The 17,821-nt window shown below is 47.3% G+C and carries 17 protein-coding genes; 9 read left to right on the top strand and 8 right to left on the bottom strand.

Features of this window, described 5'->3' with window-relative positions:
- Positions 1-2: 2 nt before the first annotated feature.
- From HUN05_17965 to HUN05_17925, 9 genes are all read left to right on the top strand, one after another.
- On the top strand, positions 3-248 hold the full coding sequence (locus HUN05_17965; protein ID WDP86776.1) for a DUF4040 domain-containing protein: 246 nt from the start codon (positions 3-5) through the stop codon (positions 246-248).
- A complete protein-coding gene (locus HUN05_17960; protein WDP86775.1) occupies positions 245-1,063 on the top strand; it encodes a Na(+)/H(+) antiporter subunit B in 819 nt (272 codons plus the stop codon). Before HUN05_17965 ends, HUN05_17960 begins: the two co-directional genes overlap by 4 nt.
- A 9-nt stretch (positions 1,064-1,072) precedes the next feature.
- On the top strand, positions 1,073-1,480 hold the full coding sequence (locus HUN05_17955; GenBank protein ID WDP86774.1) for a cation:proton antiporter subunit C: 408 nt from the start codon (positions 1,073-1,075) through the stop codon (positions 1,478-1,480).
- Positions 1,477-2,988 carry a monovalent cation/H+ antiporter subunit D family protein gene (locus tag HUN05_17950; GenBank protein ID WDP86773.1) on the top strand — a complete coding sequence of 504 codons (1,512 nt, stop codon included), beginning with the start codon at positions 1,477-1,479 and terminating at the stop codon, positions 2,986-2,988. The genes HUN05_17955 and HUN05_17950 overlap by 4 nt, the downstream gene beginning before the upstream one ends.
- A 33-nt stretch (positions 2,989-3,021) precedes the next feature.
- Entirely contained in the window at positions 3,022-4,503 is a 1,482-nt protein-coding gene (locus tag HUN05_17945) for a monovalent cation/H+ antiporter subunit D family protein (protein WDP86772.1), read from the top strand.
- Between the two features lie 159 nt (positions 4,504-4,662).
- On the top strand, positions 4,663-4,935 hold the full coding sequence (locus tag HUN05_17940) for a hypothetical protein (GenBank protein ID WDP86771.1): 273 nt from the start codon (positions 4,663-4,665) through the stop codon (positions 4,933-4,935).
- Positions 4,925-6,715: a Na(+)/H(+) antiporter subunit D gene (locus HUN05_17935; GenBank protein ID WDP86770.1), complete on the top strand. Its 1,791-nt coding sequence runs from the start codon at positions 4,925-4,927 to the stop codon at positions 6,713-6,715. The genes HUN05_17940 and HUN05_17935 overlap by 11 nt, the downstream gene beginning before the upstream one ends.
- A 12-nt stretch (positions 6,716-6,727) precedes the next feature.
- Entirely contained in the window at positions 6,728-7,234 is a 507-nt protein-coding gene (locus tag HUN05_17930; GenBank protein WDP86769.1) for a cyclic nucleotide-binding domain-containing protein, read from the top strand.
- 22 nt (positions 7,235-7,256) lie between these two features.
- The gene (locus HUN05_17925; GenBank protein WDP86768.1) at positions 7,257-7,730 is read left to right on the top strand and encodes a cyclic nucleotide-binding domain-containing protein; all 474 of its coding nucleotides are present in this window, start codon (positions 7,257-7,259) and stop codon (positions 7,728-7,730) included.
- 361 nt (positions 7,731-8,091) lie between these two features.
- Here the strand turns inward: HUN05_17925 and HUN05_17920 are convergent, their stop codons facing one another.
- The 8 genes from HUN05_17920 to HUN05_17885 all read right to left on the bottom strand — a co-directional run bounded on the left by HUN05_17920 (position 8,092) and on the right by HUN05_17885 (position 17,734).
- Complete coding sequence (locus HUN05_17920; GenBank protein ID WDP88124.1) at positions 8,092-9,864, bottom strand: Na(+)/H(+) antiporter subunit D; 1,773 nt, start codon at positions 9,862-9,864, stop codon at positions 8,092-8,094.
- A complete protein-coding gene (locus HUN05_17915) occupies positions 9,857-10,102 on the bottom strand; it encodes a hypothetical protein (GenBank protein WDP86767.1) in 246 nt (81 codons plus the stop codon). Before HUN05_17915 ends, HUN05_17920 begins: the two co-directional genes overlap by 8 nt.
- 23 nt (positions 10,103-10,125) lie before the next feature.
- The gene (locus HUN05_17910) at positions 10,126-10,269 is read right to left on the bottom strand and encodes a hypothetical protein (protein WDP86766.1); all 144 of its coding nucleotides are present in this window, start codon (positions 10,267-10,269) and stop codon (positions 10,126-10,128) included.
- Between the two features lie 1,308 nt (positions 10,270-11,577).
- On the bottom strand, positions 11,578-13,029 hold the full coding sequence (locus HUN05_17905) for a TrkH family potassium uptake protein (protein WDP86765.1): 1,452 nt from the start codon (positions 13,027-13,029) through the stop codon (positions 11,578-11,580).
- Positions 13,029-14,393, bottom strand: coding sequence for a Trk system potassium transporter TrkA (trkA, locus tag HUN05_17900; protein WDP86764.1), 1,365 nt, complete (start codon positions 14,391-14,393; stop codon positions 13,029-13,031). The genes HUN05_17905 and trkA overlap by 1 nt, the downstream gene beginning before the upstream one ends.
- A gap of 307 nt (positions 14,394-14,700) precedes the next feature.
- Positions 14,701-15,471 carry a hypothetical protein gene (locus HUN05_17895; GenBank protein ID WDP86763.1) on the bottom strand — a complete coding sequence of 257 codons (771 nt, stop codon included), beginning with the start codon at positions 15,469-15,471 and terminating at the stop codon, positions 14,701-14,703.
- A gap of 232 nt (positions 15,472-15,703) precedes the next feature.
- On the bottom strand, positions 15,704-16,258 hold the full coding sequence (locus HUN05_17890; protein WDP86762.1) for a CBS domain-containing protein: 555 nt from the start codon (positions 16,256-16,258) through the stop codon (positions 15,704-15,706).
- Positions 16,259-16,279: 21 nt separating this feature from the next.
- Positions 16,280-17,734 carry an SLC13/DASS family transporter gene (locus HUN05_17885; protein WDP86761.1) on the bottom strand — a complete coding sequence of 485 codons (1,455 nt, stop codon included), beginning with the start codon at positions 17,732-17,734 and terminating at the stop codon, positions 16,280-16,282.
- Between the last annotated feature and the right edge of the window lie 87 nt (positions 17,735-17,821).

Below are 17,821 nucleotides of genomic sequence, written 5' to 3'. Positions count from 1 at the left end.
ACATGTCTTGGCCCATTGACCTTATTGTATTGACCTTTGTTATTTTCTGTGCCATTGCCGCCATTTCCGTTCGAGACCTCTTGGGAACTGCCATTTTATTCGGTGCCTATTCTTTTATGATGTGCCTGCTCTGGGCTGTCATGGGGGCGGTGGATGTGGCGTTTACCGAGGCCTCTGTCGGGGCTGGGGTGAGCACTGTTTTTTTTGTTGCAGCTGTATTTAGAACAAGCAGGAGGACAAAAGATTGAAGCTTTTCGGGTTTATTATTGTCTGCCTGACCGGCGGACTCTTATTATACGGGACAGGGGAACTGCCTGACTGGGGGGATCCTCATTCGCCGGCATCCATCCATCTGTCCAATGATTATATCGAGCATGCAATGGAGCAGACTGAAGTCCCTAACCTGGTCACGGCTGTATTGGCAGACTATAGGGGGTATGACACCATGTTTGAAACAGCGGTGGTCTTTTGTGCGGGCCTTGCCTGTTTTCTGCTGCTTCGCGATTTCCGTCCCAAAAAAGAGTATTACTACCGGCACGTGCCCACCGGCGTTGTCCTTCATGTCAAGAACAATGAAAGACAGATCGCCCCGGGCAAAGAGTTTGAAGATGTGGACAAGGATTGGGTCCCGTCAGATACCATTATTAAAACCGTATGCCGGATCCTGATTCCCTTTATTCAGATATATGCCCTTTACGTGGTTGCCCATGGGGATTTTTCTCCGGGCGGCGGATTCCAGGGCGGGGTGATTTTCGGGTCCAGTTTTATCCTTTTAGCCATTTCATACAATTTGAAAACCCTGATGAAACGCGTGAGTGAAAAGTTTCTGGGCATTTTTTCAGCTGCCGGTGTTTTGGTCTATGTGGGCATCGGTGCCTTTTCCATGGTGCTGGGTGGTCATTTTTTAGATTATTCCCAATATATTCCTTTTTTTGGGGAACACCACATCCGGGCCTTGGGGATGCTGGGGGTTGAAATCGGTGTGGGCATGGCGGTTACCGCAGTCATGGCCATTATTTATATTAATATCGTCTCCGAAGGCAGACACGACGAAGGACTATAGGAGGCGCATATGACTGATTTTTTACCCCTGATTGTGGCAAAGTACAATTACTGGCTCTATATCATCCTCATGATGATCGGGCTCTATGCCATGATTGTCAAGAACAATCTTATCAAAAAACTGGTGGGCATGAATATTTTCCAGACCGCCATTATCCTTTTTTATGTATCCATCGGATATAAAAGAGGCGCCACCATCCCCATTATCCAGGGGGATCACAGCGGTCATGGCGCAGAGGCCATTATAAAGGCGGCAGATTATATCAATCCCTTGCCCCATGTGCTCATGCTTACGGCCATTGTTGTTTCTGTTGCCACCTTTGGGGTGGCCATGGCCCTGTGTGTAAGAATATACCAGCGGTACAATACCCTGGAAGAAGATGAACTCAGAATGCGCTTATCGGAAAAAAAGATATGAACAATTATCCAGCAATCGTTGTCATTGCCCCATTGCTCGGGGCCTTTTTTGCGGGGATCACCGCCTGGGTGGATGATCGGTTTACCTACCCCATTGCCCTGACTGCCCTTGGTATTGCCCTTGCCGCTGCTGTTAATGACCTGTTTTTGGTTTTAAGCTCAGGTCCCATCCAGTACACCATGGCCGGGTGGATGCCTCCCATGGGCATTGAATACAGGATTGACGGTCTCAACGCCATGGTTCTGGTTTTGATTACCGGCATTGCCTTTCTCAACCTGGTGGCCAGTTTCAAGAATGTCGCCCAGGAAACCCCTGACCGGACCGGCGCCTTTTACGTGATGTACCTGCTTTTTGTTGTGGGACTTTTGGGTGTGGTGTCAACAGGCGATCTTTTCAACCTTTATGTTTTGATTGAAATCACCTCTTTGACCTCTTATACCATGATTGCCCTGGGGGACAAGGACAGAGGGCCTCTGTCCTCTTTGAACTATGTTTTTATCGGGGTTATCGGCGCATCCTTTTACCTGCTCGGGGTGGGCTATATTTATATTATTACCGGTTCGTTGAACATGGGGGATGTGGCGGGGATGATTCCTGCCATGAGCAGTTCTTCATCATTATTGGTGGCCTTTATCCTCTGTATTCTCGGGGTATGGATCAAAATGGCCCTTTTTCCCCTCCATGTCTGGCTGCCCAATGCATATGCCTACTCTCCCGTGGGATTTGCAAGGGTTGTGGCCCCGCTCATGACCAAGGTCATGGTCTATGTCATGGTCAGACTGATGGTGACCGTATTTGGCCTGGACTATATTTTTAATACCCTGAACCTGGCCCAGGGCGTTGTCTGGCTGGGAACCTTTGCCGTCCTTGCCGGCGGCATTATGGCCCTGTCTCAGAATAATCTTAAAAAGATGCTCACCTATATCATTGTCTGTGAAATCGGATATATGGTGGGCGGTGCCTGGCTGGGCAATACCCTGGGCATGACCGGCGCCATTTTGCACATTGTCAACGATGCCCTCATGACCTTTGCCCTGTTTCTGGCTGTGGGCAATATGGTTTATAAGCTGGGCCGGGTGGATCTGAATGACCTTTCAGGACTATTTGGAAAGATGCCTTGGACCATGGCAGGCTTTGTGCTGGCAGCCTTCTCCATTGTTGGGGTGCCCCCGACCTGCGGTTTCTTTTCAAAATGGTACCTTATTCTCGGGGCCTTTGAAGCCGGTGCCTACCACTTTGCTGCTGCCCTGCTGATTTCTTCTCTGATCTGCGCCGTGCTTTTTTTCAAGGTGTTTGAGATCTGCTTTTTTGAACCCATGGCTGAAGACCACGGTCACGATGTGGCTGAAGACGATTCCGGCCACGGCCATGGTAAGGATGCTGTGGCCATGGAAGAGGCACCTGTGTCCTCCCTTGCGACCCTGGGAATTGTCAGCATTGCTTTGATTGTGGTGGGGCTTTATTCCGGCACTATTGTGGATAAGGTTATCCTGCCCTTTTTAAAATGAAACAAATAAATTTACACAAAGGCTAAGGAATAAATGGAACTGATTACATCAATTAAACCCCTTCTGGCTGTGCTGGTGTCCCTGGCAGTGATTCCAGTGCTGATCTCGTCTTCGAGCAAGCCTAATGCCCGGGAGTCCTGGACATTTATAGCCGGTACCATCAAGTTTTTAATTGTGGTCTCAATGCTGCCTGTTATTCTGGACGGCAACCAGGTGGGCTTAACCCTGTTCAAGATTGCCCCGGGAGCGGATATTGCCTTTCGGGTGGATGCCTTGGGCATGCTGTTTGCCCTGGTAGCCTCTTCCTTGTACATTATTACCTCCATGTATTCCATCGGGTATATGAGGGGGCTGAATGAACATGGCCAGACCCGGTTTGTCTCCTTTTTTGCCCTGGCAATTTCTGCAACCATCGGTGCGGCATTTTCTGCCAACCTTCTGACACTCTATTTATTTTATGAGATTTTGTCCCTGGCAACCTATCCTCTGGTGGCCCACCATCAGGATGCCAAATCCAGAACCTCGGGCAGACGTTATCTCACCTTTATTCTGGGAACCTCCATTGGTCTGGTACTGCCGGCCATGATCTGGTGCTACCATGCCACAGGAACCCTTGAGTTTTCAGGTGCCGGGATTTTTACAGACCAATTGTCCAAACCCCATGCAACGGTTCTTTTGCTCATGTTTGTATTCGGGTTTGCCAAGGCCGGCATCATGCCCTTTCATTCATGGCTGCCCGCAGCCATGGTGGCCCCCACACCTGTTTCTGCCCTGCTTCATGCGGTGGCGGTTGTAAAGGTGGGGGTGTTTTCCATTGTCAGAGTGCTCACAGGGATTTTCGGTGTTGAATTCTTAGCCTCATTTGATCTTGGGGCTGTGGTTGCCGGGATTGCTTCAGTCACCATTCTGGTCAGTTCAGCCATTGCCCTGTCCCAGGATGAATTTAAACGGCGCCTGGCCTATTCAACCATAGGTCAGCTCTCCTATATCGTATTGGGAGCGGCCCTGCTCAGCCCCAAGGGGATGACCGGCGGCATGCTTCATATTGCCATGCATGCCTTTGGCAAGATTACCCTCTTTTTCTGTGCAGGGGCTATTTTTGTGGCCACCGGGAAAAAATATTTGAGCCAGATGGTGGGAATCGGGTACCGGATGCCTGTGACCATGACCGCTTTTCTTCTCGGGTCTTTGTCCATTATCGGACTGCCCCCCACAGGAGGATTTATCTCCAAGTGGTACCTGGTTTTAGGGACGCTTGAGGGTGATCAGATGATCATGCTCTTTGTCCTGCTGACCTCTTCTCTGCTTAATGCAGCCTATTTCATGCCCATTTTCTATAAAGCGTTTTTCTGTACTCCTGAAGAGGCGATGTTTGAACGTAAAATTGACGAAGCACCCATGATTTGTGTGGTACCCCTGGTGATCACCGCTTTGATTTCATTTGTGCTATTTTTTGTACCCCAGCCATTTTTAAACCTTGCATCCATGGCTGTTAAAGGATTTATCGGAGGTTAACCACCCATGAAAAAACACAAAAAAGAAGAACTCATGGAGTTGAAACACGAGGCAGTACCAGGCTACATACCGGTTTTTATGGTGGTATTCATCGCCAGCTGTCTGTATATGGCTTATATTTTATCTCAACCTTGTTTATAGAAAATAGGCAGAGTAAGCATGGAAAAAAAAAATATGTTTGACAACCCCCAGAATGTAAAAAGACTGCTGAAAATCTTTTTTAGCTCTGTGGTTGCACTTCTCATTATTGATGTGGTTTATATTATTTTATCCGAACAGCATATTATCCACCGTCATGTGGAATATGAATGGGAAAAGTATTGGAGTTTTTACTCGGTATACGGGTTTGTGGCCTGCGTTATCCTGGTGCTGGTCTCAAAATACATCCTTCGCCCCCTGGTAAAGCGCAAGGAGGATTATTATGACAACTAATTATATGCCGGCCTTGATCTTTATGCTGGGCGGTCTTTTGATCCCGTTTTTCAGGGGAAAAGCCAAATCCCTTTATATGATGGCCATTCCTGTGGCAGGGTTTTTAAACCTGATCCATATCCCGGAAGGTCAGCACATGCTCATGGGGTTTGGAGACTTTAACCTGGTTCTGCTCCAGGTGGACCGGCTGAACCTGCTCTTTGGGTACATCTTTCACATCATTGCCTTTATTACGGTGATCTATATCCTGAATTTTAAGGATAATGTGGAATATATGGCAGGTTTTTTCTACTCCGGGGCCGCTTTAGGCACCATCTTTGCCGGGGATTTGTTTACCTTTTTTGTCTTCTGGGAATCTTTGACCATCGGTTCTGTGATGCTGATCTGGTCCAGGAAAACAAAATCCGCCCAGGCCGCAGGCTTTCGATACCTTATGGTCCATGCCTTTGGCGGACTTGTGCTTCTGGCCGGGATTGTTTTCCATTTTACAGAGACCGGTTCCCTTGAGATGTCTCATATTACCCTGGGCAGCCTCTCCTCCTACCTGATTTTTTTCGGTATCGGCATCAATTGTGCCTGGCCCCTGATTCATCCCTGGCTTACAGATGCGTATCCTGAAGCCACCATAGGCGGTTCGGTATTCTTAAGTGCATTTACCACTAAAACGGCAGTATATGCCCTTGCCAGGCTTTATCCGGGCACAGAAATGCTGATCTGGATCGGTGTGGGCATGGCCGCTTTTCCCATTTTTTATGCGGTCATTGAAAATGATTTGCGAAGGGTTCTGGCCTACAGTTTGATCAACCAGGTGGGATTTATGGTTGTGGGTATTGGTGTGGGCACCGAGCTTGCCATTAACGGGGCCTGTGCCCATGCATTCAACGATGTTTTGTTCAAGGGCCTGCTCTTCATGTCCATGGGGGCGGTCATGTACCGGACCGGCAAAATTAATGCAACGGATCTGGGAGGTCTATACAAAAGTATGCCCTGGACCTGTCTGTTCTGTTGTGTGGGCGCGGCATCCATATCAGCCTTCCCGCTTTTTTCCGGTTTTGTGTCCAAATCCATGGTCATGTCAGCCGTGGCGGCAAATTCCCATATACCGGGGCAGGGTTCTCTGGTCTATGTATGGCTGGTGCTGCTCTTTGCCGCAGCAGGGGTGTTCCACCATGCCGGTATTAAGATTCCCTTTTTTGCCTTTTTCGGGCATGACTCAGGTCTGAGGGTAAAAGAAGCCCCTAAAAATATGCTCATTGCCATGGGCATTGCCGCATTTTTGTGTATCTTTGTCGGGACCTTTCCTCGCTTTTTGTACGATGTGCTGCCCTTTCCCACGGATTATGAACCCTATACCATTTCCCATGTCCTGACCCAGACCGAACTTTTGTTCTTCTCAGCACTGGCCTTTACCCTTCTGCTTCTGGCAGGGATCTACCCGGCTGAGCAGCGGGCGATCAACCTGGATTCCGACTGGATTTACCGCAAAGGCGGTAAAGGGGTTTACGCCCTGCTGTCCAAAACCTTGAATCCTTTGAATACCTGGTGTGAATCCATTGTTCGGTCTGTGGCCTCTTTTGTCTCCCGTTTTTTTAAGGATTCTGCTGCAAGGCTGGCCCTGTTTTTCTCGGTGAATTTTTGGATGATCAAGGGGGTGAAGGACAAACGGCTGGCCATGAAAAAACAGCGGCTTTACAATGACATCCTCCAGGGCACCATGCCCATAGGCATTGGTGCGGCAGTTGCCATTTCATTTGTTGTTCTGGTCTATGTGTTAACCTAAAGGAAAGATATAATGGTAAAAATAGAAGATTTAAAGCGTATCAATATGATGAAACAGGTGCCGGACCATCTGCTTGAGATCCTGAGTCAGGAGGCCCAGCTCAATATTTACGGTACCGATACCCAGTTGTTCACTGTGGGAGACAAGATTGATACCTTTTACCTGATGATTATGGGGCAGGTAGCCCTGAAGGTCGCGTTGACCCCGGATATTGATGTTATTTTAGATAATCTCCAGTCTGGACGGGCCTTTGGCTCCTCCGCTCTCATAGAAGATTCCGTTGCCTCTTATACTGCCGTCTGTCAGGAACCCTGTGAGGTGGTTACCCTTTACGGTCCCCGCCTGCTTGAACTTTTTAAAGAGAATCAGGAACTGGCCTATCATCTTATGATCGGTGTGGCCGGCCAGTATAAACGAACCATGGACAAGCGGGCCCAGATGATCATCAAGACCCTTGAAGAGAATCCTGACCTCAAACAGGGGATTCAGGATATTGAGCAACTGACGCCGGTGTACTAACCCAAAGAAAAAAGGCAGTCCCATGATTGGTATTAAAGACCTGAAAAAAATAAATTTTATCAAAACCCTTCCCGATGATATTCTGGAGAAAATTGCCACGGTGGCCCAGATGGAAACCTTTGACGAAGAGACCATTCTCATCCGTCAGGATGAGGCCAAGCATCTGATCTACATGCTGGTTTCCGGACGGATTTTTCTCAACTGCCGTGCGTCTGGAGGCCAGGCCCTGACCCTGGATGAATTACGCCCTGGACAGACCTTTGGCGTCTCAGCCCTGCTGGAAAATTCTCCTTCAACCTATACGGCTATATGTGCACAGGAGTGTCAGATTATTACCCTCTCTTCTGCCCAAATGCTTCAATTGTTTAAAACAGACTATGCCATCGGTTATACGGTGATGCAGCAGGTGGTTGAAAAATTTAAAACGCGAATGAACCGGCATACGGCTCAGTTTTTAAAGTCCCTTGCCACCCACCCGGCCATCCGGCAGGCATAAAGGCGACACCCATTCGTGGCTTTAACCAGATAGCCTATTAAAAAAAGCTCTGGTTGGAGCGCATTTGTTTCAAACAAAAAAACGGTCTTTGACAATGTCAAAGACCGTTTTTTATTAAACGCTTCGATTTTACCTAACCCGCATATTTCACAAAGCGTTTTTGCCTTAGCTGCAAGGCACAGACCGAGAAGCCGTAGTCCTTTACTGCGAGCGGACTGTAACCCAGCAGATGAGGTAAAACGCTTTGCCCGGAGGGTGAGGTTTTGTATAATGGAAAACGACTTAAACCACGACACAACTAATTGTAATAATATAACTTTTTGGTAAAATACCTAAAATTTCATGAAATATTCGGGCTAAATCAGGTGATTAAAAATATAATCATTATGAATGATATGGCCGCTGCCGCCCCAATACCAATGGGAAGGGTGCCATGGGTTAGATCGTTATAAAATTGTTCCTTTTTATAGCTCAGGCGCTTGCCCCGATATCCCTGGACAAGCCAGAGATTAACCGCACAAAACAAGGCAAAATGAATGCTTGCCTGTTGGAAAAAGGCGGCTGTTTTTCGCACAAATTCCAAAAGGATTCCTTCGCAGGCCCGGTTCAATGAATTGAGCCCCTTATCCAGTGATTGATAGATGATTTTAGTCCCTTTGCGATAGAGCCAGTCTGCATCCAGGTTTCGGCTTTTAATTTCAGGAACATAATAGCCTGACAAAATCAGGAGGGCAAAGGCAAAGGCTCCGAACATGAGCAGCTGAAGCTGTCCCACCACATGGGCGCCGTTATAGGGCTGGTAGTTCACGGCAAAGGGCAGAAGATTGTAAAGCGGTTGGTACCAGACACCTAAGCCAACGCAAAGAAAGGCTGCAAATCCCATGGCCAATAGCATATTTAAAGGCGGCTCCTTGGCACGGATACCTGAATCATGGCCGAAAAAGGTGAAAAAGGGCACCTTTATGCCGGCATGGTCCACAACCCCTGTGGAGGCAAACTGGAGGACCAGCCAGAGTAGAAATATTTTTTCCTGGGCCGACGCTGACACAATCATGGATTTGGAGACAAAGCCCGAAAAGAGGGGAAAGGCTGATATGGATGCGGCCCCCACAAGACAGAACAGACATGTCAGGGGCATGGTCTTGTACAGCCCTCCGATTTCCGTACATTTGATTTTACCTGTCATCTGAAGCACAGAGCCTGCTGCCATGAACAAAAGCGCCTTGTAGATGATATGGCAGAAGGCATGGGCCACTTCCCCGTTCAGGGCCAGTTCCGTGCCAACGCCCACCCCCACCAGCATGAACCCCACCTGGTTCATGAGACTGTATGAGAGTACCCGACGGATATCATTTTCAAGAACCGCATAGAAAATGGGGATGAAGACCATTAATGCCCCGATCACAATGAGCAGGTCAGTGCCCGGAAAGGTTCTGATGAGCAGATAAACAGCCGATTTTGTAGTGAATGCGCTTAAAAACACCGTGCTTGTAGGGGTACCCATGGGGTAGGCGTCCGGCAGCCAGGAATGTAGAGGTATGGCTGCGACATTCAGGGCCACCCCGATAAAGATAAACCATGAGGCCGGATCTTGAAGCCCGATATAGTCAAAGGTGGTTGTTCCGTTTTTTTGGATGTAAAAGACAATTCCGGCCAAAAGGATGAGTCCGCCCACGATGTGAACCATAAGATATCTAAATCCCGCATCTCTGGAGGCCTTTGTTCTGGGGGCAATGACCAGGAATGTGGAGGCAATGGCCATGATTTTCCAGAAGAGGTAAAGGGAAAGAAAATCCCCTGCCATGACCACCCCTAAAGTGGATCCGGCATAGACCATGGCAGATATCTGCTGGAGGTTGTCCTTTACTTTCAGGGCAAAGAGTACCCCGATAAAGGCCATGATGGTGAAGATGATTAAAAAAATCCTGGACAGGCGGTCCACCCGGCCGAGGATGAGATCAAACCCGGAAAATTCAACAGTCCAGAAATTTCCCAGAGGCAGCTTGATTACAAGAAAAAAAGCAATGATCGGCAATAGGAGCATATAGCCCTGTTTCAGGTTTCCACGCAGAAACGGAATCAGGACAGCACCGAATATAAGAATCAATGACGGCGGGGGGAGCAGATCAGTCATCATAATAGTCCTCTTTTCGCATAATGAGTTTTCTCAAGAACTTGGCAACAAAAATAAGGGTGACATAGGAGATAAATCCAAAAACCGCATAAAATCCGAAAAAATGAGCCACGGAAAATTCGGCATGCATGTCCACAAAGGCTTCGGCAATCAGAATGAGAACAAGGGCTGCGAAAAAGCCTTTTAAGAGTCGGCGGACATTTTTAGGCTTGTCAAAAATCGTTAATTCCTTTTTCATTTTCTGGTCCTTTCTCAATTAGATCAGTGCACACGGGTAAATATGTAGATGAAGTAGGCAAGAGCCACACCAAAAATAATGTGAAACGCTGTTCTGAATTCCGGGGTTTCACCGTGCTCCAAAATTTCAAAGTCCTGGTTGTTGATTTTTTTAATTTTTGTATTCATGGATTTTCCTTAATTTCTGTTCACGCTCCAAAGAGATATGCTTGGAAGATGCGCGTTGTTTAGATCCGATAAGGCTGGTCACCAGTCCCACCAGGGCGGAGGGCTGTTTTGGGGTCGCACCATATTCTTGGCCTGCTCATAAGGGCAAGGGGCATCAAGGCATTGTGAAATAGGTCTGCCAGGTCCGTTCAAATGGGCTTAACCTTTGATGAAAAAATTTTGGACGGCAAATCAAGGCCGTTGCCCCCACGCAGGGTGTGATAAACAGATGATTTGCCAAGGTCCAGGTGCAATCGTATTTAGATGAAATTATGCTGTGGGAAAAACCTCAATTTTTGAATAAAGGGGGGAACCGGAGAAAAAAAAGAAACAAAAGATAGGTCCGGTTTGCCAAAACAGGTTGAATCGGAAAAATAAAAAAAGAAAAATAGTGGGGTAAGGAAAACAAGAGAAGTTGAGAAATGGAGAAGAAATGAGATGAATAATGGGCTTGTGCTGGGAGTAGAGAGAAAAGCACGAGTCAGGTTTAATTTAGAATCAGAGTATTATTTTAGGTCCTATAGGTAAACTCATTGAGTTTTATTGTTAAATACCATCTCTTACAGGTCCCATTGCAATTTTTGACCAGGTCATAGCTCCGCCCTGTCAATTCCATGGGAATTAATTATAGTCTTGCATTTAATATATTCATATAAGAGATTATTTAAAATTTCAATCCGTAAAGATTCAATTTTTTTTATAATACCGATTTTCGGCTTTGGATGGCGGGAGGGGCGTGGAAAAATTATGCCTGGATCGATTTTCTTTTTCAGGCTGTGGTTTGGGGGAAAGGATAAAACGATATCTCCCCCCAAAATCTTTTATTTTGGGGGAGACAATCGATTCTTATATTAGATTTTTTTTAATGGCTACAGCCAGGCAGACGGCAACACAGACAAAAGTCGCTCCCAGGCAGAGCGCCGCAATGATTGCGGGAGAAATTGTCATACTTTCCTCCTTTTTAGGGGGTTAACTTTCCATAAAAATGGCCTTGGGTTCCAAAATAAAAAAATAGTGCACAAAGGCGATAAAAATAGGTCATTCTGCCCCAGGTGTCAAAGGGAAAATTTTGCAAATTAACCTAAAATTTATTTATCACACACAGCCACATTAAATATGCTTTAAATTCAAATAATTAACTGCTTTGTGGGGAGGGTAAAAAAAGGTCTGCCCATGGAAACAGGCAGACCGACCGGGAACCTAAATTTGGATCTGTGATGAGTTGGGAAACGGTTTAAAATTATAAAGTGACAAAAGGCTTGCCTTTGTTTAATTCTTCCAGAATTCAGGCACCATGAGAATAATCACGGTATAGATTTCCAGGCGTCCTGCCAGCATGCAAAAGGAGAGCAGCCATTTGCCGGGGCCGGGCAAATGGGCAAAATTTTCAACCGGGCCCACACTCCCGAATCCAGGTCCGATATTACCGATACAAGATGCCGTGGCCCCAATGGAGGTGAGCAGGTCAACGCCCATGGCAGCCAAAAGAATGGTGGCCACGGCAAATACCAGAATATACAGGCTCAAAAATCCCATAATGGTCCGTAACAGTTCTTCGGAAATAATGGTGTTATTGACCTTGATCTGGCTGACGCTTCTGGGATGAACAAGCTGAAACAGCTCCCGATAGAAGTATTTGCAGCAGACCATAATCCGGGCGCATTTAATACCGCCGCCTGTGGAGCCTGCCGAGGCACCGACAAACATGCACAAAAGGATGATGGCCTGGGAAAATCCTGGAAATTGTTCATAATCTGCCGTGGCAAATCCGGTTGTGGTCAGGATGGAGCCGACCTGGAAACTTGCATAGCGAAAGGCCTGGGAAAAACTTTCATATACCGCTCCTTTTGTATCCCAGGTAATGGCCAGGGTGCAGACCAGAACAAGACCTAGGAAAAACCGGCATTCACTGTCCTTCCAAAAGGCAAGGGGCCGGCCCCTGAGCAATTGGTAATGAAGGGAAAAATTAATCCCTGCCAAAATCATGAACACCAGGATGGTATAGTCAAAATAGGCGCTGTTATAATGAGCAATGGAGGCGTTTTTAGGGGAAAATCCGCCGGTTGGAAGGGTGGTCAGGCCATGACATACAGCTTCGAACAAAGGCATTTTTCCCATATAAAGAAGAAAAATTAGGATAAGGGTCATGCCGGCATAGACCATCCATAAAATTTTTGCCGAATCAGAGAGTCGCGGTGTCAGCTTGTCCGGCACGGGACTTGGCACCTCTGCCTTATAAAGCTGGATACCGCCCACTCCTAAAAAGGGAAGAATGGCCAGGGAGAGCACAATGATACCCATCCCGCCCAGCCACTGGATCAGGCTGCGCCAGAGCAGCAGGCTTGGGGCCGCTCCCTGGATATTGGACATGATGGATGAGCCTGTGGTGGTAAAGCCCGAGACCGACTCGAAAAAGGCATCGGTATAAGTTGAAAAATCCGGGGCCATGAAAAAAGGTAGGGCGCCGAACAGCCCTATGCCCAGCCATCCTAAGGCCACCACCGCCATGCCTTCTTTCTGGTTGATATAGGTCTGGCCGTTGGCCTTGGCCGAAACAAGCACCAACAAGATCCCCATGGCCATGGTCAGGGCCATGGCAACCCCATGCCCAATATGTTCCCCGTCTGCAAAATAGAGGCTGGCGGCAAGGGGAACGGCCATGGACAGGCCCAAAAAAAAGAGAAGAATGCCGATGATTCTGAGGATAAAAGGCCAGCGCATCAGAAAAAGCCAAGCTTTACAGTGAGCAGTTTTTCAAGTTTTTTCACCGCCCCCTGAACGGCAAAAAGAATGATTCTGTCACCCGGAGCCACCTGGCTGTCGCCCATGGGCATGATCACCTTGTCCTCTCTTATGATGCAGACCAAAAGAGAGCCTTTGGGAAAGGCCAGTTTTTTAAGGGGGGCTTTGGTGATATCCGAGGTTTCAAGGGCAATGGCTTCGATGAATTCTCCCCGCTCCCCGAAAATGGAGATGTCAGAGACCACGTTGCCCTGGCGGATGTTGCTTAAAATGGAGGAGACTGCCGATATCCTCGTGGAGACGACTTTTTCAATGCCTATGGTCGAAAGCAGGGGGTAATAGCTTGATTTGCCGATCCGGGTAATGGTGTTGGTCACGCCCATGTTTTTGGCCAGCAAAGAGACAAGGATATTGGTCTCATCATCGTTGGTGACCGAGACCACACCATCCATCTGTCTTATATTTTCTTCCATGAACAATTTTTGGTCAGACCCGTCTCCGTGGAGGACGACGCTTTTTTTTATTTCCCGGGAAAGTTCATGGCAGCGGTCAAGATCTGATTCAATGATTTTCACTTCGATTTTTTCAGTTTCAAGCGCCTTTGCAAGCTGGGCGCCAATGCGGCCTCCGCCCACGATCAATACCCGTTTAACGGGGTTGATGGACAATCCCAAAAGGGTGAGTGTTTTTTCAAGATGGCTTGATTCACAGACAAAATAGACCAGATCTCCAGCACGGGTCTGGTCTTTGCCCCTGGGTACAATGACTTCATTGTTTCTGATGATGGCCGCAATCAGGGGCCGTTCCTGGCCGAATTCAGCATGAAATTGGGACAGTTCCATGCCGGCAATGGGTGAGCTTTTGTCAAGGCGGACGCCCACGTATTTGGCCTTGCCGTCCAGAAAAACACCAATATCACAGGCTCCGGGCACAGCCATGAGCTTTATGATGGTTTTAACCACCTCGGCTTCGGGGTTGATAATGGTGTCAATGCTCGGGTTTTCATTCTTCAGGCTGGGGTGAAAGGGGATAAAGGCCTCGTTTCTAAGGCGAATCAGTTTGCGGGTTAAAGGTGAAATCTGGTTGGCAATCAAACAGGCCACAATATTGATCTCATCACTGTCTGTAACCGCCAGCAGGATATCAGCATCCAGAATACCCGCCTGCTTCAGGACATCAGGGTTGCTTCCCGAGCCTGTGAGCACCTGCACATCAAGATCTTCAGCAATTCTTCGGGTGGCAGCCGCATCCTGGTCAATGACCACGACGGCGTTGCTTTCCTGGGCCAGTCGTCTGGCAATGTTGTATCCGACTTCGCCGGCTCCGATGATCACGATTTTCAAAATTTTCTCCTGTTTTGCTTGGAATGGGCAGACCTTAAAATTTATGGGACAAACTTTTACTAAATTGTACCGGGACTGTCAATGATGCTAAAACAGCCCTGATCCATGATCAAGGCATCCGATTATAATAGGGGGGAGTCTGGAAAGGATAACTTGGACAATCTGGTTATCATTTTGGCGCTGCAATGGGGGCGATTGCCGGGGCGGCAGAAAGGGGGGAACCGGTCCGGATTACAAAAGAAAAATTTAAAGGATGGATTTTGGCACCGGGTCAGGAGGTTTCAGTCAATCACCCGATGTGCTGGGTCTATAGACTTAAATGACTTGTCTTATCTTCAAGACGTTTTTTTTCGGTTTTGGCTTCAATGGCCAGCCGGTCCCGGTGCTGCTGGATAACTGCCTGGTGCTTGATGATCTGAATTTTAGTCTTATAGGAAAAATAGGCTTTGAAGATCAGGTAAAGCCCGCCCAGGAGAATAATGCCCAGGATTACCCATTTAAGTTCTGAAATGGTCTCATAGCTGACCTTGCCAAGATAGACTAAAAGGTCGGGCACCATCCAGAAGAGAAAGGCCGTTAAAATAACCGTGGTACCCAGAGCGTAGATATTGAGCCGTCCCAGAGTGGAAAACAGCTTTTCAAACCGGGTCTCTTCAAATTCCGGGTCCGGGTCATCTTTTTTGCGGGTATTCTCTTTTTGGGAATGAAACATATCCTCAAAGACCTTGACGATAAATACCACAAAGAGAATAAGAACTAAGGGGACACAAACGGACAAGGCGATCCAGGCCCTTGTGGGAAATTTGTTTTCAATGGTCATACGGGTCAGGACAAATCCGCTCTCTTGAAAATTGTCTATTCCGTAGAGCTTTTTAAATTCATTTATATGGCTTAAGTTATAGACATTCTCATACAGGGGTTCATTGTTTTTGCCGTAAATTTTAACCATATCCTGATTGGCGGAATAGGCAACACAGGCAAGCAGAATGCCAAACTCAATAATGGCAAAAACAACAATAATGACAAAGAGGCCGGGAACATGGTTTTCAACAAGTTCCCGTAATTTTTTATCACTCATCAACCCATCCTTATGATTTTCATGTTCAAGGCATTTGCCTGTTTAAAGGCAAAACCCCTTTTTCAATTTTGCTGATTTTTGCATCAAAACGTGATTTTTTCAACCGGAGAGTTGAATTTAAGAAAAGAGTTTTTTAACCTGGATCTGTGTTTTTAATTGATCAGGCCAAAGGATGCAATGACACATAAAAACGCCCGGCCTGTCCTGTTATGGACAGGCCGGGGTGGTTTTTTTATTCAATCAGGTCACAGACCAGATCAAAGATGTCTGCAAGCCTCAGGATGCCCACGACCACATCCCCGTCCAGAACGAGCAGGGACTGGTGACAGCCTAAGATGAATTGATGAACGGCTTCGGCAATGGGGGCGGTCTGGTCCACATACTCGGCCTTGGAAGGGGAGTACATGATATCTTTTACCGTCAAACGGCCCGCCTTGAGAACCAGTTCTTCCATGGTCTCGTCCCAAAGTTCGAGTTTGTCCACAAGGGAAGAGAGAAATCCCATATTAAACCCAAACCGTGACAATCCGATACTGGCGGTGTCATCACTGTGTTCAAACTGACGGTATTTGGGTTCAAGTGCCTTGAGGATTTCACGGATCCCAAGTTTTCCCACCACATTGTTGCCTGGGTCCAATACAAGAATTGCGCGGTGCTTGTATTGGAATTTGGTATCGGACTGGGCCGTCTTAAGGGCCTTGATGGCATCGGCCAGAAAGGCATCCTCTAAAACCGTTGCATAATCCGACAAGGGAATCATCAATTCATTGACTTTTCTTGCTTTCATCCTATTGGTTCCTTTCGGTGGTTAGCTTACCAGTATAGGCATTCCCATAATTCCCCACAGCCAGATGGCAAATGCAACAATAACCATCAGCATGATGCTGGCCGGGATGCCATAGAGGAAAAATTCCCCTGTGGTAAATTGTTTTGAATCGTATGCAATGGCGTTGGGCGCTGCACCCACCAGCAGGAGAAAGGGCATACCTGCAGTGACCAGGGCGGAGAACAAGATGACCTCAGGCGCGACTCCCAGGTAAGGCGCAATAACCAGGGCAACGGGCAGGGAGATGGCAATGGCGGCCACATTCATGATAAAGTTTGTCATGATCATAACAAAAAACGCAATGCTCATAACAAATACAAACCAGTGAGAATTTTGAAACATGGTCAGCCAGTTGATGGCCAGCCATTCGGCAGCACCTGTTTCCCAGAGGCAGAATCCAATACTCATGGCACCGCCAAACAACAGGATAATGTTCCAGGGGATAGACTCAAGATCTTTAATGTCAAGTATTTTAAATACAAAGAACAATACGGTGGAGACCAGGATGATGGCATTTTTGTCCAAAGAAGAGATGGCCGGAATAAATTGCTTAACAGACATGATGCCGATGCAGGAAAAAATGATCACAGCGGCCAATACTTCATTTTTGGTGATTCCGCCCATGGCGGTTCCCAGTTTTTTTGCCTTTTCACGAAGGCCTGGGATTTCTTTTTTTTCAGGCTTGAAAAAGATCATGAAAAATCCCCAGAGCAGAAAGGTCATGAGCCATCCAATGGGGAACATATAAAAGGTCAGTTCAAAGAAACTGATGTCCCTGCCCACAATATCCTTGAAAAAACCAAGGGCCACAGCACCCCGGGCCGCGCCTAAAAGGGTGACAATAGAGCCTGCTCCTGCCACAAATGCCATACCCATGAAAAGGCCTTTGCCGAATTTGGTGGGGCCTTCCTCTTCGGTGTACATGCCGTAAATGGTCATGAGCAAAGGAAACATGGTGGCGGCTACGGCCGTATGGGCCATAATATGGGTAAGGGCAGCCGTGACCACAAAACAGCCCAGGTAGATCATGCTGGTTTTTTCCCCCACAACGGCCAGCATTTTATAGGCAAGACGTTTGGTCAGACCTGTTTTGGTAAATACCATGCCGATGACCAGAGATCCGAATATGAACAATACGGACGGGGTCATAAAATCTTTAAGTGCTTTTTCAGCAGGACGGACCATGAAAAGAACCTGCAGGGCACCCAGGGTCAAACTGGTAATACCAATGGGAATGACTTCAAACACCCACCAGGTGCCGGCAAGCAGGAATATGGCCAATGCGCCTTTGCCCTCGGCACTCAGCACAAAATGTTTGCCCGTAGGATCAATGGCATCGGGCCAGGCCGGTGAAAAATTAACAACTGCAAACAGGGTTACCCCTATCAGAATAAAGAGAATTCGTTTCCAGTCAAAGGTTGGTGCGGTTTCGTTCATAGTCAAGATATCTCCTAATAATTAATTTATTGCGTATAAGGGATATACGTCCCTTTTATTTTTCAAATCTGTTTTTAATAAGATAGG

The sequence above is a fragment of the Desulfobacter sp. genome (assembly GCA_028768545.1).
Lineage (GTDB): Bacteria > Desulfobacterota > Desulfobacteria > Desulfobacterales > Desulfobacteraceae > Desulfobacter.
The sequence above is the reverse complement of the archived record's forward strand: the minus strand, read 5'-3'. Positions and strand labels throughout refer to the sequence as shown.